Annotated in this window: 19 protein-coding genes; 11 read left to right on the forward strand and 8 right to left on the reverse strand. The window is 58.4% G+C overall.

Translation table 11 applies throughout. From position 1 onward, the window contains the following. Positions 1-46 precede the first annotated feature (46 nt). Together OHL18_RS09205 and OHL18_RS09210 are read right to left on the reverse strand one after the other, a co-directional pair. A complete protein-coding gene (locus tag OHL18_RS09205; RefSeq protein ID WP_263374508.1) occupies positions 47-1,051 on the reverse strand; it encodes a zinc-binding alcohol dehydrogenase family protein in 1,005 nt (334 codons plus the stop codon). Positions 1,052-1,098: 47 nt separating this feature from the next. Further along, complete coding sequence (locus OHL18_RS09210; RefSeq protein ID WP_263374509.1) at positions 1,099-2,067, reverse strand: aldo/keto reductase; 969 nt, start codon at positions 2,065-2,067, stop codon at positions 1,099-1,101. A 199-nt stretch (positions 2,068-2,266) separates the two neighbouring features. Between OHL18_RS09210 and OHL18_RS09215 the strand changes: the two genes are divergently transcribed. The 4 genes from OHL18_RS09215 to OHL18_RS09230 all read left to right on the forward strand — a co-directional run bounded on the left by OHL18_RS09215 (position 2,267) and on the right by OHL18_RS09230 (position 6,310). Further along, on the forward strand, positions 2,267-3,655 hold the full coding sequence (locus tag OHL18_RS09215; protein WP_263374510.1) for an alpha-L-fucosidase: 1,389 nt from the start codon (positions 2,267-2,269) through the stop codon (positions 3,653-3,655). Between the two features lie 419 nt (positions 3,656-4,074). Beyond that, the gene (locus tag OHL18_RS09220; RefSeq protein WP_263374511.1) at positions 4,075-5,343 is read left to right on the forward strand and encodes a TadG family pilus assembly protein; all 1,269 of its coding nucleotides are present in this window, start codon (positions 4,075-4,077) and stop codon (positions 5,341-5,343) included. 11 nt (positions 5,344-5,354) lie between these two features. Beyond that, entirely contained in the window at positions 5,355-5,813 is a 459-nt protein-coding gene (locus OHL18_RS09225; protein WP_263374512.1) for a TadE/TadG family type IV pilus assembly protein, read from the forward strand. Then, on the forward strand, positions 5,810-6,310 hold the full coding sequence (locus tag OHL18_RS09230) for a TadE/TadG family type IV pilus assembly protein (RefSeq protein ID WP_263374513.1): 501 nt from the start codon (positions 5,810-5,812) through the stop codon (positions 6,308-6,310). The genes OHL18_RS09225 and OHL18_RS09230 overlap by 4 nt, the downstream gene beginning before the upstream one ends. A gap of 143 nt (positions 6,311-6,453) precedes the next feature. Here the strand turns inward: OHL18_RS09230 and OHL18_RS09235 are convergent, their stop codons facing one another. Then, on the reverse strand, positions 6,454-7,311 hold the full coding sequence (locus OHL18_RS09235) for a hypothetical protein (protein WP_263374514.1): 858 nt from the start codon (positions 7,309-7,311) through the stop codon (positions 6,454-6,456). A gap of 331 nt (positions 7,312-7,642) precedes the next feature. Here OHL18_RS09235 and OHL18_RS09240 point away from each other — a divergent pair, with 331 nt between their 5' ends. The 5 genes from OHL18_RS09240 (at position 7,643) to OHL18_RS09260 (ending at position 15,929) form a co-directional block, all read left to right on the forward strand. Then, positions 7,643-12,007: a galactose-binding domain-containing protein gene (locus OHL18_RS09240; RefSeq protein ID WP_263374624.1), complete on the forward strand. Its 4,365-nt coding sequence runs from the start codon at positions 7,643-7,645 to the stop codon at positions 12,005-12,007. A gap of 136 nt (positions 12,008-12,143) precedes the next feature. Continuing rightward, the gene (locus tag OHL18_RS09245) at positions 12,144-14,627 is read left to right on the forward strand and encodes a tectonin domain-containing protein (RefSeq protein ID WP_263374515.1); all 2,484 of its coding nucleotides are present in this window, start codon (positions 12,144-12,146) and stop codon (positions 14,625-14,627) included. A gap of 313 nt (positions 14,628-14,940) precedes the next feature. After that, the gene (locus tag OHL18_RS09250; RefSeq protein WP_263374516.1) at positions 14,941-15,240 is read left to right on the forward strand and encodes a hypothetical protein; all 300 of its coding nucleotides are present in this window, start codon (positions 14,941-14,943) and stop codon (positions 15,238-15,240) included. A gap of 138 nt (positions 15,241-15,378) precedes the next feature. Next, positions 15,379-15,618, forward strand: a complete 240-nt coding sequence (locus OHL18_RS09255) for a hypothetical protein (RefSeq protein ID WP_263374517.1) — start codon at positions 15,379-15,381, stop codon at positions 15,616-15,618. Beyond that, positions 15,615-15,929: a VIT1/CCC1 transporter family protein gene (locus OHL18_RS09260; protein ID WP_263374518.1), complete on the forward strand. Its 315-nt coding sequence runs from the start codon at positions 15,615-15,617 to the stop codon at positions 15,927-15,929. Before OHL18_RS09255 ends, OHL18_RS09260 begins: the two co-directional genes overlap by 4 nt. A 1,404-nt stretch (positions 15,930-17,333) precedes the next feature. On the opposite strand, the gene OHL18_RS09265 is transcribed toward OHL18_RS09260, so the two are convergent. Genes OHL18_RS09265 through hisD form a run of 3 tightly spaced genes read right to left on the reverse strand, consistent with a single transcriptional unit; the run spans position 17,334 to position 21,072 of the window. Further along, a complete protein-coding gene (locus OHL18_RS09265; RefSeq protein WP_263374519.1) occupies positions 17,334-18,533 on the reverse strand; it encodes an MFS transporter in 1,200 nt (399 codons plus the stop codon). Positions 18,534-18,567: 34 nt separating this feature from the next. Then, complete coding sequence (locus tag OHL18_RS09270; RefSeq protein WP_263374520.1) at positions 18,568-19,731, reverse strand: nuclear transport factor 2 family protein; 1,164 nt, start codon at positions 19,729-19,731, stop codon at positions 18,568-18,570. Between the two features lie 21 nt (positions 19,732-19,752). Beyond that, entirely contained in the window at positions 19,753-21,072 is a 1,320-nt protein-coding gene (hisD, locus tag OHL18_RS09275) for a histidinol dehydrogenase (RefSeq protein WP_263374521.1), read from the reverse strand. A gap of 355 nt (positions 21,073-21,427) precedes the next feature. On the opposite strand from hisD, the gene OHL18_RS09280 reads away from it, so the two are divergent. Beyond that, complete coding sequence (locus OHL18_RS09280; protein WP_263374522.1) at positions 21,428-22,738, forward strand: tetratricopeptide repeat protein; 1,311 nt, start codon at positions 21,428-21,430, stop codon at positions 22,736-22,738. 507 nt (positions 22,739-23,245) lie between these two features. On the opposite strand, the gene OHL18_RS09285 is transcribed toward OHL18_RS09280, so the two are convergent. Both OHL18_RS09285 and OHL18_RS09290 read right to left on the reverse strand, forming a co-directional pair. Continuing rightward, entirely contained in the window at positions 23,246-23,656 is a 411-nt protein-coding gene (locus OHL18_RS09285; RefSeq protein ID WP_263374523.1) for a tyrosine-type recombinase/integrase, read from the reverse strand. After that, on the reverse strand, positions 23,653-23,997 hold the full coding sequence (locus OHL18_RS09290) for a hypothetical protein (protein ID WP_263374524.1): 345 nt from the start codon (positions 23,995-23,997) through the stop codon (positions 23,653-23,655). Before OHL18_RS09290 ends, OHL18_RS09285 begins: the two co-directional genes overlap by 4 nt. Before the next feature lie 454 nt (positions 23,998-24,451). Between OHL18_RS09290 and OHL18_RS09295 the strand changes: the two genes are divergently transcribed. After that, on the forward strand, positions 24,452-25,921 hold the full coding sequence (locus tag OHL18_RS09295) for an alpha/beta hydrolase (protein ID WP_263374525.1): 1,470 nt from the start codon (positions 24,452-24,454) through the stop codon (positions 25,919-25,921). The last annotated feature ends 26 nt before the right edge of the window (positions 25,922-25,947 follow it).

Here is a 25,947-nt window from a genome sequence, read left to right on the forward strand (position 1 = left end):
GCCCATCCGGTAGCCCATCAACGTTCGAGTCTCTAAGCTGCGCCCGCTAATCCATCTGGATCATGATCTTGGTATAAGCCGCAGGATTGGCCGACCAGTCGGAGAGAATCGAGGGTGCCTCTTCGAGCGATACGATCGCCGAGATGGCCTCCTCCACGGGAAACCTGCCCGCTTCCAGCATCGACATCACATCGAGAAAGTCTTCAGGCAGAGCGTTGCGGGAGCCCAGGATATCCAGCTCCTTCTGCACGAAGAGCCTGGTCTCATAGGCCACTGGCTCCTTCGCATAGCCGATGTAGACGACGCGCCCGGTAAAGGCCACCTCTTCCACAGCCATGCGAAAGGTCTCCGGCAGGCCGATTGCCTCGATCGCCACATCCGGGCCGTTGCCATTGGTCAACTCACTCAAGCGCGCACGGACGTCTTCGCGGCCAGAGTGAATCAGGTCGGTCGCCCCCGCCAGCCGAGCGGTTTCGAGCTTCGCGTCGTCCAGGTCGATTGCGATCGTCCGCGCGCCGCGAAAGGTCGAGCCTGCAATCGCGCCAAGACCAATGCCGCCGCAGCCGAAGACAGCCACGACATCGGTGTTCGTCACGCGACCGCGGGCGCACGCATGAAAGCCCACCGTGAGTGGTTCCACCAGGCATAAGTGCTTCAAGGGCAGCGTGGAAGGAAACACCTTGCTCGCAGGGACCGACAGCCGTTCGGTGATCGCGCCGTCGCGCTGGACGCCAAAGGTCTGGTTGTAGCGGCAGGCGTTCTCGCGTCCACGCAGGCAGGAGGAGCACTGGCCGCAGCTAGTGTACGGCGAGACCGTAACATGCGTGCCCGGTGTCAGTGCAGCGCTACCTCCGACGACGATCGCGGCAATCTCGTGTCCGAGAACGCGCGGATAGCTTACCAGGGGATTGCGTCCGCGGAAGGAGTTGAGGTCACTGCCGCACAGCCCCACCATCTCCACCTTCAGCAGGATGTCTGGTTCCGTGTGGCTGGGCTCAGGGATGTCTGTAATGCGAACGTCGCCTGCATCGAGCAGGGATAGGGCCTTCATGTGTATCTCCTCAGCTTTTGCAGCCGTGCGCAACCGCAATGAGTAGGTCAGCTTGCAATCTTCTGGTTCGCGGTGTCCTGACTTGTTGGTTGATTCTCCGGCAGCCCGGAACTCCACGAGATATTGTGGACTGGCCCGGAGATCTCGAAGATCTCACGCAGTAGTTTCGGCGGCGTCTGGTATTCAAGCGCGAAGAGCGCATCGTCGACCTCCGACATGCTGCGAAAGCCAACCAGCGTCGTCGCCACGAAGGGATGGGTCAGACAATGGCTCAAAGCCACCACTGCGGGCTGGACTTCGTTGGCACGGCATACCTCCACCATTGTAGCGGCGGCATCCTTCACGCGGCGCGGAGCAGGATGCCACTCTGCGATGGGGCCACCGGATAGCAGGCCCATGTGCAGCGGCGAAGCGTTCACCAGTCCGACACCGAGCCGCTCCGCTACGGGCGTAAGATGCATGTCCATATCGTCCGCGAGAAGATTGTTGTGGCAGTAGTTGAGGACGGTATCGACGGGTACCTGTTCCAAGATACGGGCGAGCAGATCGGGCCAATACCCGGTAATCCCAAGGAAGCGAACTTTCCCCTGTTGCTGCAGGCGACGCATCGCCGGCAGAGTCTCCTCAAGGATCTGCTTCATCGATCCAAATTCAACGTCATGCACCTGCAGCAGATCTACGGAGTCGGTCTTCAGCCTTCGCAGAGAGGCCTCAAACTCCCGGGTGATCGTGTCAGCGGAGAAGTCGAAGTGATTGCTGCCATAGCGACCGCACTTGGTTGCCAGCACCACGTCCTTTCGGCGTCCGGCCAGCGCGTCGCCGAGCCGCTGTTCTGCCAGGGTCTCGCCGTAGTACGGAGAGACATCGAAGAAGTTGATGCCGCGATCAATCGCGTACTGCACGGTGCGATGCACTCCGTCGGCCGTCATCGCACCGAAGACATCGCCCAGCGTCGCGGCGCCGAAGCCGATGATGGAGACGTCGATCTTTGTGCTTCCAAGCGGACGATAGAGCAAAAAATATTCCCGACGAAAATTGATTCTTCTTTACTTTAGCGCTTACGATACACGAGTTCGCTGAAGGTGGGCAACGCGTCTTCTGAGAATTGCAATCAGGATGCCGCATTGCGGCTGGCTGGCGGATTCAGGGACAAGTCACGGGATATTTCAAGAGAGAAGGTTCATTGTGAACAGGTTTGGTCGAATCGGTAAAGTCTTGCTTGTACTTGTACTGCTTCGCGTCGCTGGCGAGTTGCCAGCTCAGACGCCCGGAGCGGTCAAGGTGTATCAACCAACGGTTGCGTCGCTCGACAGCCATTCCGTGCCACAATGGTACGAAGACGACAAGCTCGGCGTGATGGTCGTGTGGGGACTCTACTCAGTCCCTGGCTGGGCGCCGCTCACTCATAAAGACCACGACTTCGCCAACTCCGACTTCCTGAAGTACGACCCCTACGCGGAGTGGTACTACAACGCCATGCGCGTTCCCGGCTCTCTGACCGAGGCCTACCATCGCGAGCATTACGGCGCGAACTTCGACTACTACAGCTTCGCCGCTGATTTCGAGCGCGAGAGCAAGAAGTGGAAGCCAGAGGTGATGGCCCAGCAACTCAAGGACGCTGGCGTCAAGTATGTCGTCATCACGACAAAGTTTCACGATGGCTACATGCTGTGGCCGACGAAAGTTCCCAACCCGAACCAGCAGAACATCGTGGCCAGCCGCGACATCATGGGCGAGTTCACCGACGCTGTCCGCAAGGACGGAATGCGCATGGGCATCTATTATTCGGGCGGCTTCGACTGGACCTTCAATCGCGGGCCGGTGCGCATCAACCCGGACTACGAGGCCATTAAGCCGCAGACGCTCGCCTACGGCGAATACGCCGACGCGCAGATGGAGGAATTGATCGCGAAGTATCATCCCGCGTTGCTGTGGAACGACATCGACTGGCCGAAGTCCGGCAACGCGCTCAAGATCATAGCGGACTACTACAACGCCGTTCCCGATGGTGTGGTGGATGATCGCTTCGGCGTCGCGCACTCGGACTTTCAGTCTCCCGAGTATGTGAACATCGGCGAGATTCGCAAGAAGAAGTGGGAGGAGACGCGCGGCCTGGGCGCATCCTTCGGCTACAACCGCAACGAGGGCGAGGCCGAGACGATCGCCCCCGAAGAGCTAGTCCACATGCTGGCGGACATCGTCAGCAAGAACGGCAATCTGATCCTGGGCATAGGCCCCGAGGCCGATGGGTCGATCCCGCCGGTACAGTTGGAGCGGCTACAGGCGCTGGGAACCTGGCTGAAGCAAAACGGCGAGTCAATCTACGGCACACGGCCCTGGACCCGCGCCGAAGGGGACACCGGCGAGGGGATCGGGGTGCGTTTCACACAGAAGCAGGGCAGCCTATATGCCATCCTGCTCGGTGCTCCAAAGTCTCGCGACATGCTTCTCCATACGGTCACGGCTAAGGCTGGCTCGGAGATCACTCTACTCGGGGATGCGAAGCCACTGCGCTGGAAGCAGGAAGGAGCCGACCTAAGGGTGCAGCTTCCTGCCACACTGCCCGGGTCTTATGCGTACGTCCTACGCATTGCTCTGCCGTAGAGCCCGCTGCATCGGTTTAAGTTACCCGTTTGTGGGACGTTGATTTTCCGTGATCGGACGATCAATCTGATGACGTTCGATGAAACGCCAGTCCGCTTCTGCGCGTGCTGGCATTTCCGCGTGACCCGCAGGCCTGCAGTCATTGGTAACCGCGACCTTTGTGCTATCCCAGGAAACATTACGTTAGCGGTAAAGTTTGTAAGATTCTGCTGTTGGGCCATTGGCTTTGGTTCGACCACTCCGGAGATAATCGGGGCGTGAGCGCATTTCGCAGTACGTGATCGAACGAAGCATCACGGAGAAAAGCAAGTGATAACGATATCATGCGGGGTCAATGACCTCGCACCCCTCAAGGCGAACGTAGTTGAAGTCAAGGGCGATCAGGGTTCTGATCTCGTGCGCCAAACTGGTTGCCTCGCATGACGCCCACGTTTGTTATGGCGACCTTTATCGGCATCCTGTTTTGCGGCATTACGCTTGACCTGGGTTTGATCGAATATACCCGTCTCGTCATGCAGCGAGCCGCGGACGCGGCAGCAGTAGGGGCGCAGGTGTCCCACGATCAGGAGGATGCCAACTGGATCACCAACGGTAAGCTCGATGCCGCGCAAAACGGCTTCACCGATGGCGCGACAGACACCACCGTGACCATTGACGAGCAGCCGAACAACGGCAGCTACGCCGGCAGATACGATGCAGTTCAGGCGACGATCACCAAAAAAGTAAAGACCTCATTCATGGGGATCTTCAATGGTGGAACGCAGTCTCTCACGGTGCAGGCGATCGCTCTCATGACACCTTGCGTTTACATCACGAATGCCCGTGGATGGCCGACTGTACCGTATCCTCTGACTCTCATGACCGGTTCTTCCCTTGGGAATTCGGGTGGCTCCACGATGGGCTGCCCTGTCCAGGTTGGAAAAGGAGTCTTTGTTGATCCCATATCGAGTCTGTGGACGAATGCAACCAACATCACCGGCGCGGCCTCATCGTCTGTGCTCGGTGGCGGCATCTTCCATGCACCACGTTTCGGGGCACCAACGCTCGCCGATCCTCTTTCCTATTCCGCTGCATGTACGACGCTCTCATCAAGCTGCATCCACGGGACGTCCAGCGGAGTACAGGCCCCGTCCTTCTCTTCCTGCACCTTTGCGAACAAGACCTGGGCAAGCGACAGTATGGTGCTGTCCCCCGGCACCTACTGCGACAGCTTCAGCTTTAGTAACTCGTTCGTAACCTTATCGCCGGGGCTCTACATCATCACGGACGGCGGTACCTGGACGAACTCTACAGTTACCGGAAGCGGAGTAACGCTTTACTTTACCCAGAAGGGCGATGGCAAGTACGGCACGTTCACTACCTCAAACACGACGATGCATCTCTCCGCGTCGAGCGTATCCAGTAACGAAAGCCTCCCGGCAATTCTGCTGATGAACGATCCCAACTGGGCACCTACGAGCGCCCGAGATTTTAGCTTTCAGAACGGATCGTCAAACGATGGTGATGGCGTTTTTTATACAGTAGCGACCGGCATCTCCATTCAGTCGAGTACCTTGAGTGCCACCCACTACCTTGCATTCGATGTTGACAATCTTCTTGTGAGTTCGAGTGCGATCGCACCGAAGAGCAACTTCACACCCCTCTCTACAGGCAATCCATTCACTCCAATGGGGAGCCTCGTCCAGTGATGCCTGCCGGGATGCACCCTCTCAAACGCTTTAGGAAGGAGGAAGGCGGACAAGCGCTGCTCGAGTTCGCTCTTTTCTCGTCTTTGTTCGTGATGATCCTGATTGGCGTCACCGACCTCTCCCTTTATTTGATCGCCGGAATGGCCGTGCAAGAGGCTGCTACCGAGGGAGCCGCCTACGGAGCCTCGCCAGGCAATCAGAATGACAACTCCGGCATGGTGACGTGGGCGAACCAGGCCGCCTTCGGCGTGGCGCTCGCCTCCACTCCCGTCTCCCAAACCTTCTATACCTGTTCTCCGGGTGGCGCCCAGGTATCTTCCATGACGGTCTGTGCAAATGGTGCAGCTCCCATGGAGTATGTAAAAGTGACGGCCACAGCGAATGTGAACCCCTTGTTCAAGGCCGCCTTTCTGAATAGCGGAACCATCACCAATACCGCCGTCTACAGGGTGGCGTGGAAGACGCAATGATTGCCTCTATCCACGGCACAGAGCACGGCCTGATTTCTCCGGAGGCCCTTCTTCGGAGGCGGCTACGCGGTCTGTCGGGCCAGCGGGGTCAGCATGGTGCCATGGTCCTCGAGACCGCTATCGTGCTTCCGGTCTTCATCATTCTGTTCATGGGGTTCTGCGAGTATTCCCTGGCGCTTGCCAGCTACATGAACGCGACCTATGCCGCTCGCGTAGGCGCCCGGTATGCCTCCTTGCACAGCCTGAGTAGCGATAGTCCAGCGACAGTCGCCCAAATACAGGCGGTGATTCAATCGAATCTCTTCCTTCCGGGTTCATCTAACTCTTCAATTCTGGTGATCTACGGAAACCGTTCCGGCACGACGGCGAACGTAGGGAACTACCAGGGAGACCTCGTAGGCGTAGGCATCGTCTGGAACCAGAGCATCAATGTCCCCTTTCTGCCGAAGAAGACCTACAGCATTGCCGCCGAGGCGTATCGTGTGATTCAGCGCTGAGAGTGGCCTGATACGGGTTCGTGCTGCAACCACTAAGGCGGGCCAGAAACAAAACGGCCTGCAACGCTTTGAGCGGTCGCAGGCCTTTTGTTGCGGTAGCTGTTTGCGCGGCTCTTCTCTCCTTGGAGAGTAGCAGCCGGTGCTTAGCTGACGCGTTTCGCGATGCAGGCTTCGATCACGCCCGTACCGTAGATGACGTTGTACTGGAGCTCGTTGCCATTGCTGCTGATGGAGCCAGTGAAGCCAAAGGGATAGGCTCCGGCAACGGTCAGGCTTCCGCCAAAGGTACCGTCGGAAAGAACGGCATACTGACCGGCAATGGGTTGAATGCCGAACTGCGCTTGATAGATATGATCGACGCCCGTGACGTTGCCGAAGGTTCCGTAGTTGCTTGTGGAGCCATCGATGGTGATGTAGTTCAGGTCAACCTGACCGGGAGATCCCGCTGTGCAGGCTGCTGCCCACGTCCCCTTCAAGGTGGCGTTGTTGTAGGTCGTGACGGGCGCGGAGCTGACGACCTTTGCTGTCTGCGGCTTAAGGTCGATGGTTGCATAGGCTGTGCCGTCGGTCTCGACGCCGATCGCCTCGCCGAAGATGGGGCTGAACCCAATGTCATAGGTCTCAGTACCATTTGGGAGCGCAAGGCTCAGGCTGATCGTGTTGTCGGCGTTCGTGTTGTAGCTGCCGGTTACGCTGATAAAGTTGTTGACCGTGCCGTTCTCGCCGACCGATACAAAGCCGTTGACGCCGCAGGCGCCATCGAAGGTCATCGTGCCGTCGACGTACTTGCCGGCACCGGCCTTGGTGCCGCCTGAGACGAGGACGCCGAAGCGGCCCTTAAGGGTTGATCCGCCGTTGCAGGCCGCGGAGGCGGAAGAGGTTGAGGCCAGACCAAAGGCAGCAATGGCAGCGAAGGTGAGCAGGCGCGTGGCGGACCGGAACTTCCTGGTCGAGCTTGTCTGTATTCCGTTGGCGAGGTTCGCGCGAAGAGTGTTGATCATTTTTTTTGTCCCTGTCTGTAGGTTGAGTGGTTGTGGAATGCGGGTCCTAGAAATGATGGTGGCACGCCAAAGGAGACTTGAGATGAACGGATATTCAAATCGAAAAGTAGTTGGTAACTCGATTGCGCCCCGAAGGAGTTCGGGGTTGGTTACCAGGCTTTGTGAAAGCCTTAACCGGTAAAGTAATCAATTTTTGCGACACCACTGTACCGTGCATTGATGTCATTTTCACCAAGGAATCGGGTTCGCTCTTGTACGCTGAGGTCATTCTCCAGTCGCCCTTCCGAGAGCCAACAATACAAACCAGCCCCTATGGAGTTCTTCCTTGAACGTGCGAGCCCTTGCTCTGTGGTCCTTCTTGCTCTCTTCGATGTTGCCTGGCACCACCTCGGGCGTAGCCCAGGTTCAGAGCTATCTGCGCAACAATAGTTTTGTTAACTTCGAGTCTCCACAGGTGCATCCGCTCGATCTCACTCCAGACGGAAGCAAGCTTCTTGCAGTGAACACAGCGAACAACAGCCTGGAGGTGTACAACACCTCGAACACCGCGTCAGCGCCGGTGTTTGTTCGCAGCATTCCGGTTGGTATCGATCCCGTAACGGTGCGTGCGCGGACGAACTCGGAGGCCTGGGTCGTCAACGTGATCTCCGACAGCGTCAGTATTGTCGACTTGCAGAATGGGATCGTGACGAAGACGCTTCAGACAGGCGATGAGCCCGCTGACGTTGTGTTCGCGGGAGTTTCACAAGGTTCTGCGTTTGTCTCCTGCGCGCAATCGAAGCAGCTCATGGTCTTCAACGCGCTTGGGCCCACGACTCCGATCCAGATCATACCCATCACGGGCGAGCAGCCGAGAGCGCTGGCGACGAGCAGCAATGGGCGCTACGTCTACTTGGCGATCTTTGAATCCGGAAACGGCACAACTCTGATTCCGGGCGGCGTGAACAATGGAAACGAGCACTCAGGCGTCGATGATCCCAGCGGACCCTACAGCGGGGTAAACCCGCCTCCGAACAGCGGCAAGAACTTTGTTCCTGCCGTGAACCCGTCCAATCCGGCCCCCATCCCGGTCGGCCTGATCGTAAAGAAGACCACCGTCAGCGGACTGGCCCGCTACTTCGATGACAACATGGGGGACTGGACCGCGTTTATTACGGGTGCCAGCGCCCGCACCGGTACCCCCGGCGATCGTGTTGCCGGATGGGACATGCCGGATCGCGACGTAGCGATCATCGACACGGGGAACAACTACGCCCTCTCTTATCAGTCGAGCTTGATGAATATGGTGATGTCCATCGGCGTCAATCCAGCCACTGGAAATGTAACGGTTGTCGGCACAGATTCAACCAACCAGATCCGCTATGAGCCAAACTTGCAGGGGACATTCGTTCACGTAGAAGGCGCGTCCTTCGCGCCTGGCGGCACGAACACGATCTTCGACCTCAACCCGCACATCACCTATCAGGCCCGCAATGTGCCCGTTGCGCAGCGACAAATTTCCATCGGCGATCCACGCGGCATCGCATGGAACGCCGCCGGTACGCTCGCCTTCGTCACCGGAATGGGGTCGAACAACGTCATCGTTATGGGACCCACCGGGGCTCGCCAGGGCCTCATCAATGTAGGCCAGGGACCGACGGGCATTGTGCTTGATCAGGCGAACAACCGAGCGTTCGTTTTGAACCGCTTCGACGCGACCATCTCCACGTTGAATACGAACTCTTTGACGCAGACCACAGTGACACCGCTGCACTACGATCCCACGCCCAATGCGATCAAGATTGGCCGGCCGTTCCTCTACGACACCCACCTCAACTCGGGCCTTGGGCAGCTCGCCTGCGCTTCATGCCACGTGGATGGACGCACCGACAGGCTGGCGTGGGACCTAGGCAATCCCGCCGGGAGCGTCGTCACCAATTCGCAAGGCGTCAGCTTCCATCCCATGAAGGGACCTTTGCTCACGATGACCTTTGTCGACATGATGCAGGCACCCTTTCTGCATTGGCGCGGTGACCGACAGTTGACCGACTTCGAGGACGCCTTCCAAACCCTGCAGGGAGCCGATGCGCCGCAGACCGATGCCAACATGGCTCTGTTGCGGGCGTTCCTGGGGACCATCACGCTGCCTCCGAATCCGTACCGCAATCTCGACAACTCCTACTCGACTTCCGTGAATATGCCCGGGCCGAACGGCACGGTTTATACCACGGGCAACGCCGTTCTCGGGGCCCAGGAGTTTGAGAGTAACTGCCGCAGTTGCCACGTAGGCGAGACCAACCGGGGCGCGGCCTTCATCAGCACCAACCTGCCCTTCGGAGTCGGTGTGCGCAATCCTCCCAACTGGGAGAACTTTTACAAGCGCATGGGCCTCTGGTTTGGCGATCCATCGGCAAGCACCGTAGGCTTTGGCTTTCAGCAGACGGGAGAGTTTGATTCGTCGCAGAACCAGTCCCGCGACGCCAACATGTATGCCTTCATGATGTCGATGAACGGCGGGTACCCCTACGAGCCCGCTGGCCTGAATGCGACTAACTGGAGCAACAACGCCCATGCAGCCGTCGGCAAACAAGTAACGCTGTCACCGTCGAATCCAACGGACAGCACAGGCCTACTGTCACAACTGCAAACATTGGCTGGACAGGGAGCGATCGGACTCATCGCCAAGGGCGGCCCTGTCGGCTCGCCGGTTCGCGGCTACATGTACCTCGGCAACAATATGTGGCAGTCGGATGCTTTGGCTGAGGTCGACTCCAGCGCCACTCTCAACTCGGCGATTGCCAGCAACTCTACGATCACCTTCACCGCGGTTCCCGCCGAGAGTGCCGTCCGTATCGGCATCGACATGGACAGCGATGGACTCCTTGACTCAGACGACGCGAATCCTGCCTCGCCTGACGATGTTGTCACCAATCTGGCGTTGGCCGGTACCGCTACCGCATCGCCGGCCTACGACAGCAATCACATGGCAGCCGCAGCCATCGATGGAAGCACGATGGGCTACTACGACCAGAACCAGATGTATGTCTCTCAGGACAATCTGGGGACCAACGACTGGTGGCAGGTCGATCTTGGCACCTCCGCGCAGATCAGCCTCATCCAGCTCTTCAATCGCTGGGACTGCTGTGGCAACCGTCTCACGAACGTCTCTGTCTTCGTCTCGCAGACGCCGTTCGCGAGCACCAGCCTTACAGCCACGAGAAGTCAGCCAGGCGTGCAGGAGTTCTTCATCTCCGGTGCTGCGGGCCTGATCCCGCAGATTCCCATGCAGGCCCAGGGCCGCTACGTTCGCGTTCAACTGAACGATAACGTGAACGCGCTACAGCTTGCGGAAGTACGCGTCCTTGGCTACGCGATCGGCTCGTTCACCAACCCTGGCCCCCAGACCAACGTTGCCGGAACGACGATCAATCTTCCGCTGACCTTTACCAGCACCACAAGCAACACCTATACATTCAGCGCCACGAACCTGCCGCCGGGCCTCAGCATCAACAGCACCACCGGTGTTATCAGTGGGACGTTGACGGCTTCCACGACCACCACCTACAACGTGACGGTGACCGCAAGCGGTCCCGGCAATCCTTCTACCTCCTTCACCTGGAACGTTCCTGCGGCTGCGACATTCGGTGTCACGGCAGGCTCTTCCACAGTAACGCTCGCACAGGGCAACGGAGTGGCTGTACCAGTCAACGTCGTTCCGGGCACTGGGTTTACGGGAACCGTCACTTTGTCGCAGACTGGAATACCCGCAAATGTAAGTGCGAGTTTCTATCCCAACAACCCGACTGCCGGAGCGACGAACCTGGTGGTTTACGTCAACAGCAGTGCAACCCCCGGCACCTATCCGGTCGTCATCACCGGCGTCGGAGGAGCCTCCACTGCCTCTACGAACGTCTCACTCGTGATCACCGGAACGCAGACCATCACGTTCCCGGCGGTGGCTTCGCAGACCACCGGCTCCACGGTCGCTCTGGGTGCCACTGCAAGCTCCGGCCTGCCGGTGAGCTACGCCTCTTCTACACCGACGGTCTGCACGGTCTCCGGCAGCAGCGCCTCCACGCTTGCGGCAGGGACCTGCACCATCGTGGCTTCGCAGGCTGGCAATTCGGTCTACTCTGCAGCGACATCCGTCAGCCAAAGCTTCACGGTGACGGCTACGCAGCAGTCGCAGACGATCACCTTTGGCGCGATCCCGTCCCAGACTGTGGGAAGCAAGATCAGCGTCAACGCAACCGCGAGCTCCGGCCTGCCTGTTGCCTTCACGGTGATCCAGAACGGCAACTGCAGTGTCTCCGGCAACGTGGTGACCATGCTCAACGCCGGTAACTGCGGTGTCGTGGCCAACCAGGCTGGAAACGCCTCGTACACCGCCGCTTCGCCAGTGGGTCAGATCGTAGTGGTTGGAAACGCGGCCTTCACACTCACCCCCGCGTCTCCCACGCTCGCCCTGGCCCGTAGCAACGGGACAACGATGGCAATCACGGTCACCCCGGTCGGCAACTTCAGCGGAACGCTGAACTACACCGTCTCCGGAGGCCCAGTGGGCGCGAGCTATGCGTTTGTTCAAACCTCGAGTGCCGGAACAACGTTCGTCATCTACCTGCAGTCATCCACCGCACCGGGAACCTATAACCTCACCATCACCGGTAGCTCGGGGAGTACCAACGCAAGCACCACCATTGCGTTGACTGTCTCCTAGCGCGCTTCAACAACGTTCACCCGGTCCGCAGACGCTTGCGGACCGGGTGAATCTCCTGCCCCACTGCTCCCTGATTCGCTGAACAATTCACTCCCCACGCACCGGTTCCAGGCCGGAAGAAGGAAACTACACGAAAATGCCGATAGAGCAGAATTATCTTCGTCTAAGAATCACTGAGTTCCTAAAGCCGCAGCGCCTGTTACTTGCCGTTGCCTTCACGGTCGCAATCCTTGCAGGCCGCCCGTCGCTTGCCGCCGCCCAGTCCTTTACCCTCGCACCCGCCTCTCCAACCTTGACGCTTGTGGCGGGGAATGGCGGCACGGACACGATTGCGATCACACCGAATAATGGATTCAGCGGTACGGTCACGCTCTCGGAGACAGGAATTCCCGCAGGAATCAACTACACCTTCCTGTCTTCCAGCTCCACGTCCTCGATTCTTGTCGTCTACGTCCCCTCAGGTGCGACCAGCGGTAGCTACCCGGTGACCATCACCGGCGTCTCCGGAAACCTCTCGGCAACGGCAACGATGACGCTCGTGATACCGCAACAATCGCAGACCATCAGCTTCGGTGCGATTCCCGCCCAGGCCGTTGGCACCACGCTTACCGTCAGCGCCACGGCAACCTCCGGTCTACCAGTAAAGTTCACAGTTGTGCCGAACGGCAACTGCAGCATCTCGGGCACCACAGTCACCTTCCTCAACGTGGGCAACTGTGGTGTCGTCGCGAACCAGGCCGGCAACGCATCCTACACTGCCGCTCCTGCAGTGGGCCAGATCGTCGTGGTGAACGCTGCACCGCCGCCGCCTGCCTCGACTGCTACAGCAGTACACTCCACCGTCTGCCAGGCGAACGGAAGCGCCAGCTATTGCTCCGACCAGACGCCAGCGCCAGCGGATGCGAACGGCTACCATGACCTCACATGGGTCAATTTGAACAAGAGTCTTGCCTCGATCGCTGTAAGCGACGATCAAGTCTGGGGTCTCGACGCCTCTGGCGTTCTCTGGTTCCTGCCCAACTTCAAGTCCGGAACGTCCTGGACGATGGTCGCTTCGGGAGTCACCCAGATCTCGGCAGGGCATAATCTGCTCTGCCAGATCAACAGCAATCAGCATGTCTATTGCAGCGCTTCGCCGAACCCGCTGCTCAGCCAGCCCGACGCAAACGGCTTTCAATCTATCTCGTGGGTTGACACGGGAGCGACCAATCTTCGCCAGATCTCGGTCTCGACAGGCACCCAGTTCTGGGCCATCGACACGAGCGCAAACCTGATCCAGGTCAAGGACTACCGCAACCTGTCGGCAACTTCCACGATGGTCGCCGCCGGCGTCCAGCAGGTCGCTGTCGATGGTCGCGGGGTTGTCTGCCAGGTCAACTCCGATAAGTACGTCTATTGCAGCAACTGGTCCGTACCATCCTCCTCCGCACAGGGAAGTTACTACGGCCTGCCCTGGGTCAAAACCACGGCTCAACTGGCGAACATCGCGGTCGCCGACGGGCAGGTAGTGGGCACAGACTCCAACGGCGACGTCTGGCAGCTTCCCGACTACACCAACTCTTCAACCTGGTATCGCATCGCATACGGCGGCGCAAGCGACAGATTATCGGCCGCATCTGTTCCCTCACAGTTCCTGCCTACGAACTTCGCCACCGGCGAGGTTGCGGTGCTGTTCTTCATGGGACAGAGCAACGCCGTCGGTTATAACACTCTGCCCTCCAGGTTCATCTCGCCGTCGTCTCCGAACGTTTGGGGAGTCACAAATGGGGGCTGGAACTTTCTGCCTGGGAACACCAACGGGACAACTCCCTTCACCGGAGCGATCTCGTCAATCAACTCGGTGCAGTGGTCCAACTACGCGATGACCGCATCCGGCCCCGACATGAATCTCGGCTTCAACAACAACGCCGGCCCGGGAGGTGATGCCGCCAACTTTGCTGCATATCAGTGGCAGGGCCTTATCAATGCGGGCTGGCAGTTGCCCGACCTCTACATCGTGCATATCGCATGGCCCAGCCAGGGTGTGGATGCTGCGGACACCACAACCGCATCAGCCGCGTGGACGACGCACGGCGTCAATCTCTGGCAGCCGGGACTTGCCGCGACCTCGACGCCTTCGTATGCCCTCGCTCCTTTTGCTCGCCAGATCACATGGCTCGCGCTCCAGAAGATCCTTGCAAGCGGCAAGACACCCCGTGTCCTTGGGCTCCAGTGGAACCAGTGGGAGGCAGAAGCAGGGAACTCAAACTCTGTCTCGATCTCGGACGCACCCACGAACTACAGCAATCTGATGGGCGGCTTCTACTCCGCCCTCGGCAGCCACTTCCCAATTCAATTTGCAAAGCCGCTCTCGACCGCCTACGGCTCTTCCGCCCTCACCCAGATGCAGAGCGTCTTCGCAAATCTGGCGTCAGGAGATCCATCGGACTACTCCGTCATCGACGTCTCGCAGACCAGCAGCACCATCTTCAGTGGCGGCGTGCTGGGCGGTGGCGATGGATTGGTCCACTATAACCTCGACACCCAGCAGTGGTTCGCGGCCCAGGCAATCGGTTCGTGTGTGCAACAAGCGAACTGCGGCACACGGATCGCAGCGCTCCCCACCGCCGCTCCGAACTGATGTTGGGCATAGAGCGTAAAGCGGGAAGAACCCGTTGATGTAATTCAGCTCTGCGGAGACCAGACTCTCCTGCGGCTGCACAACACATCGGTGCAGAATGCTACCGCTACATTTCACTTTGCCTTCGGTTCGACTTCCTTCACACTGAAGGCATGTTTCGATCGGCCTTGTCGTTCGCGTCGTCGCTCGTATTGTCTTTCTCTCTCGCGCTGCCCTTCTCTTCCGCCGTGTCTGTCGGTCAGATGGTCTCACCCGAGATAGACCGCGTGGCCCTTTCTCTTACTTCAGCAAGTCCACGGACGAACTAGGCGTGATGAACGCCATTTCGGGCAGCGAGGTGACACCTGAAGGCTTCCTCTATACCGGCTTCGGAGAGTTGATGTTCTTCGTCGGGCCGGACCAGACGCCCGTCGCCGCGCGTGTGCGTACGCTCGAAGAAGGCTGCCTTCCGGTCCTCTCTTACACCGTCTTGCACCTCGGCATCGATTACGCGGTAACGCTCTTCGCCGCCTCCGCTCCGAGTGGTCAGATCATCGACTATGTCCGCGTCACGCTGCGCAACCCTGGGCAGAAGCCCCATGCCGCCTTTCTCACGACCGCCTTCCGCTATTAGGGCGAGCAGACCACCGACCAGCCCACGGGAGACAACCGCTTCACGCTCCCCATTGCCTTCACGAGCGCGGGCCAGTTCCATCAACCCGGCGAGCTCTTCAGCAAAGACTGGACCCACGCCCTCAGCAACGGAAACGCATTGCGTGACGACCGGGTCGTCTATACATTTCCCACCACGCCTGCACCGCAGCTCGCACTCACCCTGCGGAACCATTACAACCGCATCAAGCCCGTCACGGCCACAAGGCTCAAGGTCGAACCTACTACACCTACCGACGCCTTCAGCTATACGCTGCTGCTCCAAGCCGGAGAGGCTCCGGTAATTCGGAACCTCTCACCGGCTTCGCGGCAACGGCGATCGGTGCCTTTGTACCCATGATTCCGTTCTTGTTTATATCTGGAATCTGGGCGATAGCTATCGCTGCCGTCGTTTCTCTTTCCGCTCACTTTGCCATCGGAGCAGCAAGATCGCTCATGACCATCCGCCCATGGTGGAGATCCGGACTCGAAATTGGCCACCTTCGGAGCCCTGGAAGGTATTGCTACGTTCTCGATCGGAATGGTGCTGGGATACATGATTGGCACGCGCTGATACCTCGCAGGAGGTCAGTTTCAAACCCGCGTCAGGGGCCGGCTTCAATCGCCGTCACGCTTTTCCCATGCCGCTCGAGAGCAGTGAATCGGCAGTAACCACCTTCACAAAATAGATATGGTGACGGTGGAAGACGAGGTGCAAAGATGACAGGCGATCATGTGCTGATGGCCGTTTGCCTATCGACTATTTTGGTAGCTCTCGTCTTCGTTGTGGTCCATAAGGCGAAGATGCGCTAGGAAACTCAACAGGCGAGCCGCGCGAGGGTGACCTATGTCGCTCCGGCGTCAGAATTTCGTCCAAAGCGGTGATTGCCGACGAGAACAAACACTACGGGATGCTCAGTGCACTTATCCGCGCCCGGCCACCTCTTCCTGTAATGGATGATTACGATGCGAGGGCTGCGCTCGCCGCTCTCCTGGCTGCCCGCAGAAAGCAGCAGCCACAAGTCGCAGGGTGGACGAACGAAGCCANCAGCGCTCTATCCGCAGGGACCGGAGCCTATCTCACGGCAAGAGCGAGCGGGAGATCTACGATGCTGTGATCGCGCGCGAGCGCAGGGCTGTGGACTTCGATGAATCGGAGTCGCGCGAAGTCCTTGCGCTCAGCCTGCAGCTACGCGGCCTGCCGGAAGACGTCGCGGGCAGGGATACCTGCTCTTTTAGCAGAAAGGAACTACCATGCATCCCAATCGCGGAGGCGTGTTTCTCGGGCCGAACCTCGTCGAAGTTCAATCTATCGATTACGCCAGGCTGGAAATTCAACACCTGCGCAGGGAGATCCCGCACTTCGCTCGTCCGCAGTTAGTTCATTCGTAACACTGAGGCCGAATAGGCCGCTTGAGAAGACTTTTCACTGTCGCCTTCGTTTCAGTCCAGTCAAAGCCGTGATTCCAACGCGGACTGTCTACGCTGGAATGTCGTAAAGACAGCCTGTCCGCTCGGATACAACTGGTTGAGCAAGTCAAAATTCCCGATTTTCCGGGAGAGCACCGTGCATCCATGCTTCGCAGCAGTGAGATAGATAAGGGCGTCGTTGAGTGTCTTCCGTTGTTCGCCTTTTCCGTAGCTCTGCAATCGGGCCAGAAGTCCAGCAAGTATCCCTGCTTCGCGCCAGATCTCGCCGTCTGGACCAATCTTTCATGAATGTAGTGTGCAAATACATCTTTTGTGCTACGCGATCCGGATCTCCATCGAGCAGAAGTCCGACCAGGATGAACTGAATTGGGATCGTGATCGGTTGTCGAGGAGTACATTGGCGATTTATCGCCAATGTAGATTCATTGCTAACGAGATTGGCCCTCTGCAGGCCCTTAAATATTTCTAGCTCTTCTTATCCGCCGGGACAAAGAATCGAGTAGATCACCTACTCAAAAGTGAAAACAATTGTTCGCCCCAGCATTGTCAATGCTTCATATTCGCTGCGTCGTAATCACGGTTGCCGAGGCTGATATTCAAGGGCCAAAGAGGTCGTATTTGCGTCGTAGGCTTAGGAAAGCTGGATCAGTGACTTTTCCGGCGGAGCGTTTCAGGCAGGCTCAGCCAGATTCCACCCGCAGCACAGAACGCGAGGCTGGACGAAAGCATACTAAACCGCAAGCCAAATGCTCCGGCCATCGCGCCTGTGATCAACGGCGCAAAGAAGCTGATTAATCGTCCCCAGTTGAAGATCGAAGCGGCGGTGGAGCGCAGGTGTTCGGGATAAAGCTCCGCTAGCCATGGTCCCCATACGACGCTCGCTGAAAGGCAAAACCCGTAAAGGGAGCCGACCGCAATGAGTACGGGAGGTTCGGCCGGCACGCCGAGGAAGACCATTACGGCTGCCGCTGCCACGAAGAAACCCACAGCACCTGCCCGCCGACCGAAACGGTCTCCTATCCAGCCCCAGAAGAAGCACCCCAGAAGGTTTCCAGCAAACTGCCCGGAGACAAGTTGGCCGATCGCCGGGGATGCCAAGTGGCGGTTGTCTTTTAAATACGTGGTGAGCCATCCGCTGAACGCCTGGTAGGCGAAGAAATTGAGTCCCGTCAACAACGCGAGTAAGAGCGTCTGCCGCCGCAGAGAAGGAGCAAACAACTCGCTCATTGGCAGACGCTGCTTGCCTGGTGCCGTAGTTTGCCGGACCCCGGACGGCACGACCGCATAGGCGACAAACGCCAGCAGGATAGGCGGAGCGCCGCCGAGCCAGAGCAGCAGTCGCCAATCGTGACCAGCGAGATGCCCGAAGGCGTAGCCCTGGGTGATGATCGATGCGCTGAAGACTGCGCTCACCATACTTGCGAGCCGGCCGCGCACTTCGGGTTCAAAGAGTCCAACGTAAATTCCCACTACGACCGGAAAGCTGCCTCCGAGGAATATCCCAAGGCAGAACCGCTGCAATAGAAGTTCCAGGTAACTGGAGACGAAGACACCAGCGAGCAGTAGACTGCCGTATCCAAGCATTACGGCCACCAGCATGTTCCTGCGTCCTAGCCGGTCTGCAAGCTGGCCGATGAGAATTGCGCCGGCGAGCGCGCCCGCTCCTTGGGCCGAGTAAGCAGACCCGGCCTGGGTGAGAGTCAGCCTGAGGCTTTCGCGCAGGTACGGTCGGAGAATATCGACCGTGTTCCATGCCCAGCTATAGAAGAACTCCGCACACAGCAAGAACCCGAAGGCACACACTCTCCGCGCCAGGCTGAGCTGCATCCCGGAAGGGACGCTCACGTCGTCGCCGTTTTGGATGGCCCGGGTTAGCAAATTAGGCTACCTGCTGCAGCGCGGCGAGCTTCACCTGAACCAACATGGAGAGCTCATCGTATAGCACCCATTCCTCGACGATCTTGCCATCGCGAAGGTGTAGATGCGTGATGCCCATGACAACGAGTTTGTGTCCGGTCGGAGCTCCAAGTGCGCCGGAGCTATAGCCCAGATGATGACCTTCCAGAATCCAGCGGATGGCGATCTTCTCGCCGCCTTCTTCGCTCACGTTGGAACAGATGTGCTGCGGGACGAAAGCGCAATCGGGCATCAGCGCGACCAAGCGCATCGTTTGCTGCATCACGGCGGCGATGCCGTTAAGATCGCGCATGAGTGGTCCATGCCAAACGCAGTTTGACGCATAGATCTCGTGAATCTTGCCGAACATTCGCTTGTTGTAGATGTGGTGCAGCCAGCGAAGCACCAGAGTCTCGCTCTCGTTATGCGCAAGCGTCAGGTCTGGTTCCGTTTCCGGCGGGTACTGCCCGAGAAGACGACGGTTTTCCGCAGTCTCGACAACAGCTTCACCACGTTCGAGCTTCTGTCGAGCCAGCGTCATCGCATACTCGTGCGGGTCGATACGAAGCTGCCGCAGAAACGCCATGTTGTCGCGGACGACCCACTCACGGTAGATCCTGTTGTTGAGGATCATGCAATCGACCAGCGTCCGCGTGACATAGGGGCGGCCGGTGGGTCTGCCCAGGGAACCATACTCCGTATGGCGTCCGGTTCCATGCGTCATGTGCGAGGTATAAAAGCCATTCACATCATCGCCACGCCAGATGACGCCAATGGCCATACCGCGCCGGTCAGGAAATTCAACGATGCGCTGCACGGTCTCACGGACGACCGACTCGCGATCGTACATGGTTCCGAGCACTCCATACAGCACACAGTTGTGCGTGTAATGCGTGTAGATCAGACCGACATCCCGCTCGTCCCAGATCTTATGGGTACAACGCACGATGTAATCGACTATGTCTGTATAGCAGTCGTCGAAACCACGCATGCTTTGTACGCGGGATCGATCGGTAGGCACTAACTCGGTGAAATCGCGACGTTCGACCTGCAACACCTCGGAGGCACCTGCCTGTGTGTTGTTCTGCGCGGGCTTCGGTGCTTCCGAACGGTTTACCTTGAGAAGCCTGCTCTGTTCTTCGCTCACACTCTCTCCTCGATGTCGTCGTTACTTGCCGGATTGACCCAGCGAATGCCTGCGATCAAAGCGGATCGCTGCCGCGCGCCGATGCCCTTCAAGACCCTCACTTGCACTTTGGCGCGTCGCTGCAGGCGCCACGAGATCGATCGCGCTATCCTCCAGCCACTGATGCGTGGCGATCTTTACATACGAGCCCACCCAAAGGCCGCCCGTGTAACGTCCGGCACCGAGCGTCGGCAGCGTGTGGTTGGTGCCGACACATTTGTCGGAGTACACGACGCTGGCGTTCTGACCGATGAAAAGCGAGCCGTAGTTGCGTAACTTTGCGGCAAACGCGTGTGGGTCGGAGGTATGCACCTCCAGGTGTTCCGCTGCCACATGGTCCGAGTAGCGGATCATCGCAGCTTCATCGGCACAGAGTACAACCTCGCCGTAGTTCGCCCAGCTTTCGCCCGCAGTTGCGGCAGTTGAGAGTGAGCCTAACTGCCGGGCCACTTCCTTCACAGTCTCCTCTGCCAGTCGCCGGTCGGTCGTAATCAGGCCTACGCGCGTGCGCACGTCATGCTCTGCCTGTGCAAGCAGGTCGGTCGCGATGAGTTCGGCGTCGCCGGTCGCGTCGGCTACGACGAAGATCTCGGATGGGCCCGCTAATTGATCGATCCCCACCGCGCCGAAGACCTGCCGTTTCGCTTCGTTGACGAATGCATTTCCGGGGCCCACGATCTTATGCACCCGAGGCACGCTCTCTGTCCCGAATGCCATGGCCGCGATAGCCTGTGCGCCGCCTATGCGAAAGATTCGGTCAGCGCCCGATAGATGGCAGCCGGCGATCATGGCTGGATGCGCATTTGGAGGAAGGCAAGCGACTACCTCATCACAACCTGCAACCTTGCCTGGAACGATGGTCATAATCGGCGCGGATAGCAGCGGATAGCGCCCGCCGGGAACATACGCGCCGACCCGCTCGATTGCAATGACGCGATGTCCCAGATGCAGCCCCGGCAAGGTTTCAACTTCGAGCGGAAGAATGGTCTCGTATTGCGCCTCGGCAAAGCGACGGACGTTATCGATCGCAAACTCGGTATCCGCTCTCGTCTGCGGGTCCATCTGCGCGACAGCGGACTCACGGTCGGCCTGCGAAACCTCGAACTGGTCGAGGCTGATCTTATCGAAGCGCTGCGAAAACTCGCGGACGGCCTCGTCCCCGCGTCTCCGCACCGAATCGAGAATTGTAGATACGAGATCCGCTACGTCGCCGGTGTCGCCGGACGCGCTTCGCTTCGGTGCCTTGATGTACTGAGCACTCCCGACAAAGCCTTCTGGAGCTGTCCCGAAGTTGTCTTCCATAACCAAAATTCCTTCCTTTTCGTGACTGCCGGCCTTTCATCGCTTTCCTACTCGATGCCCTTCGAGTCGAGAGATTTGTCGCATCGAAGCTTGATTCGCACCGCTGCGTAGGCTCGTGCCCCTACTCTCGCACCCTGAGTAGCGGCGGGAAAGCGAAAAGGTGCGAAATGAACTCCGATTTGACCGCGGTCGACGCGCTCCGCCCAAAGCAAGAAGGGTTCTTGACCTTGGAAGATGACGATGTTACACCCGTATCAAGCGCTTCCCGCGTCTCCACTGATCTTGCCCCGAGAACTTTCCAGTTTGCAGGCTAGGAATAGGTGGCATCAGTGTCTGCTTCCCTTGGAGTCTTCCCATGATGGACACATCACTCAACGACAAGACGCCGAGATCGATGTCTGAACGGAGCACGGAGCGACTCGACTCCTGGAAGGAGATCGCGGCTTTCTTTCGACGCGAAGTTCGCACGGTTCAGCTTTGGGAGAAGAGTGAAGGGCTACCCGTCAAGCGTCATCATCACATCAAATTAGGCAGCGTTTATGCCTATCGGCACGAGCTGGAAAGCTGGTGGGCCAGCCGTTGCTCGGGTCATGGTGCTCCGCAAGTCGATTCTGCTCTTACGCCAGGCAAGCCAAAGCTATCCACTTTTTCAGCAGAATACCCTCGCAGCGAGGATCCGGGACCGGCATACCACGCCAGCATGATGGGACTCTACTTTTGGAAGCAGCGCACTCGAGTGGACCTGCTCAAAGCGGTTGGTTACTACCAGGAAGCGCTCCTTCTTGACCCAACGTATGCCGATGCCTACGCCGGCCTTGCCGATACCTACGTCTCCCTCTCGTACAACCACCTGATGCCGGCTCGTCAAGCGATGGAATCCGCGAAGCGCGCGGTCGACTCGGCACTTGCGCTCGACCCTCACTCGATCAACGTGCGCAACGCGGAGATCAACTTTCGGGCGAACTGTGCGTGGGAGTGGGCGGCTGCCGAGCGGCTTTGTCAAAGTATCGTTGAAACCGGATTGGTTAATTCGCGAACGTTTCAGCTATATGCGAGCCTGATGATCAATCTAGGACGGCATGACGAGGCGATCCGCCTCTCGTTGCATGCGCATCGGCTCGATCCGCTCTCCGACATCGTCAACTCACAGGTTTCATTTTCCTACTTTTACGCGGGCGATTATGACAACTCGATCGCTTTCATCAATCGCGCCATCGAGCTTCGGCCGCAATTCTCTATGGGGCACGCTCTGCTCGGCAGAACGCACGCGGAACGCGGGAATTGGGAGCAAGCGATCCGGTCCTTCGAGCGAGGACTTGAAGTCTCCACTGACTCTGCATTGTTGAAAGCACTCATAGCCTACGGGCACGCCGGCTTAGGCGACTCGGATCGAGCCAGTGAAATTCTGCAGGAGATCGAAGCAGACGCAGGAAACGAGTGTTTCCCAGCGTATGACGTATCAGCGGTTTACGCCCTCTTGAAGCGGCAAGATCAGGCAGTGGAGCACATCTCCAGGGCTTATGAGATGCATGACATCAAGATGACATACATCCAATACGATCCACGCTTCAAAAGCCTCCGTTCGCTCCCACAGATCCAGCAGATTACAGCATCCATGTTTCCTGTTCCACGAACAAGGTCCGCGACCTTACAACAATCGCACTGAAGAGCCAAGCGCTTCCTCTATCTTCGTCCCCGGCTTTGGCCTTTCTGCGCTATTTCGGCAACTGAGTGTTCGAATACTGAGCGATGGGTTATGAGACCACATTGACCTTTTGGCAGCGTCAAGGAGGCGTCTGAACGAAGTCCCAGACCACACGATCTCGTACCTAGAGGCCTCAATCCGAGTTCTGGCTCAAGGTATGCACTTTATTGAATTGACCGAGCAAGCTTAGGCTTTTCCGTAGCTGGCTTTCAAAAGGTGACATCCCCGGTTCGGCCCCGTACAGAGCGGCCTAAGCAGAGCAGCCGATCTTATTTAGCGCCAACAGGCCTTATCGTGAATCGACACCTTCCGAGAACAGGCTGCCAAAGCGGCCGTTGACGGGCAACGCTCGGTTGTAAAAACGAAGGCGTGCCCGAGCAGAAACTGTATTTGCTCCAGTTCGCCGCCACTCACATGACAGAGCTTTGCGCAGGAGCGCCGAAGATCATGAGGCGCAAGGTGGTCGAGCTACAGGCGTCGGGCACAGCTCCGGACGACATACCAGACCACGTTCTCGGAAATGCCGGTTCCCAAGGCGGTTCCGTGACGGCTGACTGCTCTGAACACGTAACCCGACGCAACTGATGCAGCGCTAAGCCACCTGTCCACGGCTTCCTTCACCCACATTGGCATAGGTACGGTCTGAACGTGATTGCCCTTGCCGACCAGATCAACAATGGCCCAATGGCCTTGTCGAATCTGGATGTCTGCTCTCCGCAAGGTCGACAGCTCGGCTCGGCGCAGACCGCAGCCGAGCAGGATCCATATCATAGCGACGTCACGGAGATGGCTTAAGCTTTGCCCATTTGCTTTCTCAAGCAGCAACCGAGCTTGATCCTGGTTGAGCCACTTACCTGCTCGGCAGCCGAGTTGCTTCACTCCTTAACTCGCCTGATGCTAGCAGCAAGTTCCGGACTCAGCAGACCCGAATCTGCCGCTTCGTAGGCTAGCCCCCTGACCGCGGCGAGCCTCTGATTGATCGTGCCTGAGGCCAATCCGAGCGATTCGAGGTGTAGGCGGAAGCGGAGAAAGACTGTCCGGTTTAGGGCCAGTCTCGGCTCCGAACGGTACCAGTCGATGAACTGCTCCATCGCAAACTTGTAGTTGCGCCGCGAAAGCGGGGAACTCAAGCTGTTCAATACTGAGGTCTTCGCGTGATCGAGGTCTGGCAGGCGAAGAACCGTCTTCTGCACGACATGCTTTCTGGTCTTCTTGGGCATAGTGGCGGCCTCCTCTGCCGCAAACATGCCCAACACTCTATGCACCTGCTAAGAGCTCAGGGTTGGTCGGCTGGAAGAGCGCACAGGCCATTTGGCATCAATCCAGAAGCATCTCCTGACGGGAAGCGCGTTTACCCAAAAATACCTTGTTGAGCCTGCTGGAAACCGCTCGCCTTGGAAGCCCGCAACGCATAGTTCCTAGCGATCTCCTGGCCCATTGCACGAGTCGCTGCTGCTGTTGGTTCTCCATCTGTCCCAAATCGTTTGCTTCGCACCCTGATTTGGCCTTGTCACCTGAAGGGGCTGGTTACCGGTTACGATCTTGTCTTACGATAAGAAATTCCCGTCTTCGTCGAATTACAGACCATTCATCGAACAGAAGCGTCCTACGCCGTCCCCTCGAAACCGCTTTTTCTCATCCGCCTCGATACGCTTCATTTGCATCCTAACCTTGATGTTGTCCTATCGCACTTATGGCTCCTACGGCCCGACGATTGTCCTATTGCACTGGCTCGGGGGGAGCGCGCGAACCTGGACTGGACTTACCTCCATCCTTGCCGAACGTGGAATGCGCTCGCTCGCTATCGATCTCCCCGGCTTTGGAGACTCCGTCGACAATTCGAACTATAGCGTTCAGTCCATGGCAGACGATGTTCTCGCCACCCTCTGCGCACTCGACCCCACTCAGTTCTGCACTGGATGGCTTCTCGGCGGCCACTCGATGGGTGGCAAAGTCGCGACAGTCCTCACCCGATCGCTGCTCGACGACTCTTCAACAATTTCAATGCCAACCGGCCTCATCCTGGTTTCTCCGTCGCCCCCCGGCCCCGAACCAATGAAGGGCTCCAAGCGCAAAGAGATGCTGGACTCCCTAGGCCGAAGCACAGGCGACGCGGATGAAGATCGCAAGCGCGCCGCCTCGTACGTCGCCGGTAACGTGGGGAAGCTGCCAATCGAACCCGCAACCAATGTCCGTACCGAAGATGATGTCCTCCGCATGAGCCGCCAAGCCTTTGCTGCGTGGCTCATCGATATCAATGGCCATTCAGCCGGGAGCAAAGAAGATTGGTCTAAACGTGTGGGTATCCTGCCCATCCCCACGATCATCTTTGCCGGTACAGAGGACGCCGCACTCGGACCCGACGCTCAGCGCGAACACACCCTGACGCACTTCAGCCACGGCGAACTCATTGCCCTCGAAGCCTGCGGACATCTCGGGCCGATCGAACGTCCGACCGAACTGGCTGAGCATTTCCTGTCCTTCGCCCAATCCCTTGGTCTCGTCCCGAGACCTCCCGCGGAGCCCTTCAGCCAAAAATTTCAGCAAGTAATCGACTCCCAACGAACGTCGCCCCAAACGCGCGCCGTGCTTCTCGCGCGTCTCCCCGAGCCGTTCGTTGCTCCCCGTACATTCAGCGAAACCGAACTCCGCACCCTTCGGGCTCTCATTGACACCGTCATTCCCCATGCGTCCCCCAACATCGCCGCCCGCCTCGACCAAACTCTAGCCCAACCCCGGGCCGACGGCTGGCGTTTCAACAATCTACCCGACGATGTCGCCGCGTGGCGTCAGGGCTTCTCTTCACTCGATGCAGCCGCCCATCGTACTCACGGAGTAAGCTTCCTCGCCCTCAGCCCTAGTCTCCGCCGCGCTCTCCTAGTAGCTGCCCAGCAAGGCAACCTAGGTCGCGGACCTCTCGGCATCCTTCACCTCGGTGAATCAGCCGATGCATTCTCGGCTTCGCAGATGCAGAAGTGGTTCGAAGACGTCCGTGCCGAGTTAACTCGCCTCTATATCTCGGATCCACGCACCCTTGATCGCATCGGCTTCACCGGCTTTGCCGACGATCCCAGCGGCTTCACCCAAATCCGCCTCGAAGAACAGCACGAAACTTCTGAAGAACTAACTGGGTTTGCACAATGAACGAACTCGCCCGCCTTCGCCGAACC

This window comes from Granulicella aggregans (assembly GCF_025685565.1).
Classification (GTDB): Bacteria; Acidobacteriota; Terriglobia; order Terriglobales; family Acidobacteriaceae; genus Edaphobacter; species Edaphobacter aggregans_B.

Excerpts from the sequence above, each read along its gene's own strand:
- OHL18_RS09205 (WP_263374508.1), bottom strand. The coding sequence starts at position 1,051 with ATGAAGGCCCTATCCCTGCTCGATGCAGGCGACGTTCGCATTACAGAC.
- OHL18_RS09220 (WP_263374511.1), top strand. The coding sequence starts at position 4,075 with ATGACGCCCACGTTTGTTATGGCGACCTTTATCGGCATCCTGTTTTGC.
- OHL18_RS09225 (WP_263374512.1), top strand. The coding sequence starts at position 5,355 with ATGCACCCTCTCAAACGCTTTAGGAAGGAGGAAGGCGGACAAGCGCTG.
- OHL18_RS09230 (WP_263374513.1), top strand. The coding sequence starts at position 5,810 with ATGATTGCCTCTATCCACGGCACAGAGCACGGCCTGATTTCTCCGGAG.
- OHL18_RS09235 (WP_263374514.1), bottom strand. The coding sequence starts at position 7,311 with ATGATCAACACTCTTCGCGCGAACCTCGCCAACGGAATACAGACAAGC.
- OHL18_RS09245 (WP_263374515.1), top strand. The coding sequence starts at position 12,144 with ATGCCGATAGAGCAGAATTATCTTCGTCTAAGAATCACTGAGTTCCTA.
- OHL18_RS09250 (WP_263374516.1), top strand. The coding sequence starts at position 14,941 with ATGAACGCCATTTCGGGCAGCGAGGTGACACCTGAAGGCTTCCTCTAT.
- OHL18_RS09260 (WP_263374518.1), top strand. The coding sequence starts at position 15,615 with ATGATTCCGTTCTTGTTTATATCTGGAATCTGGGCGATAGCTATCGCT.
- hisD (WP_263374521.1), bottom strand. The coding sequence starts at position 21,072 with ATGGAAGACAACTTCGGGACAGCTCCAGAAGGCTTTGTCGGGAGTGCT.
- OHL18_RS09280 (WP_263374522.1), top strand. The coding sequence starts at position 21,428 with ATGATGGACACATCACTCAACGACAAGACGCCGAGATCGATGTCTGAA.
- OHL18_RS09290 (WP_263374524.1), bottom strand. The coding sequence starts at position 23,997 with ATGCCCAAGAAGACCAGAAAGCATGTCGTGCAGAAGACGGTTCTTCGC.
- OHL18_RS09295 (WP_263374525.1), top strand. The coding sequence starts at position 24,452 with ATGTTGTCCTATCGCACTTATGGCTCCTACGGCCCGACGATTGTCCTA.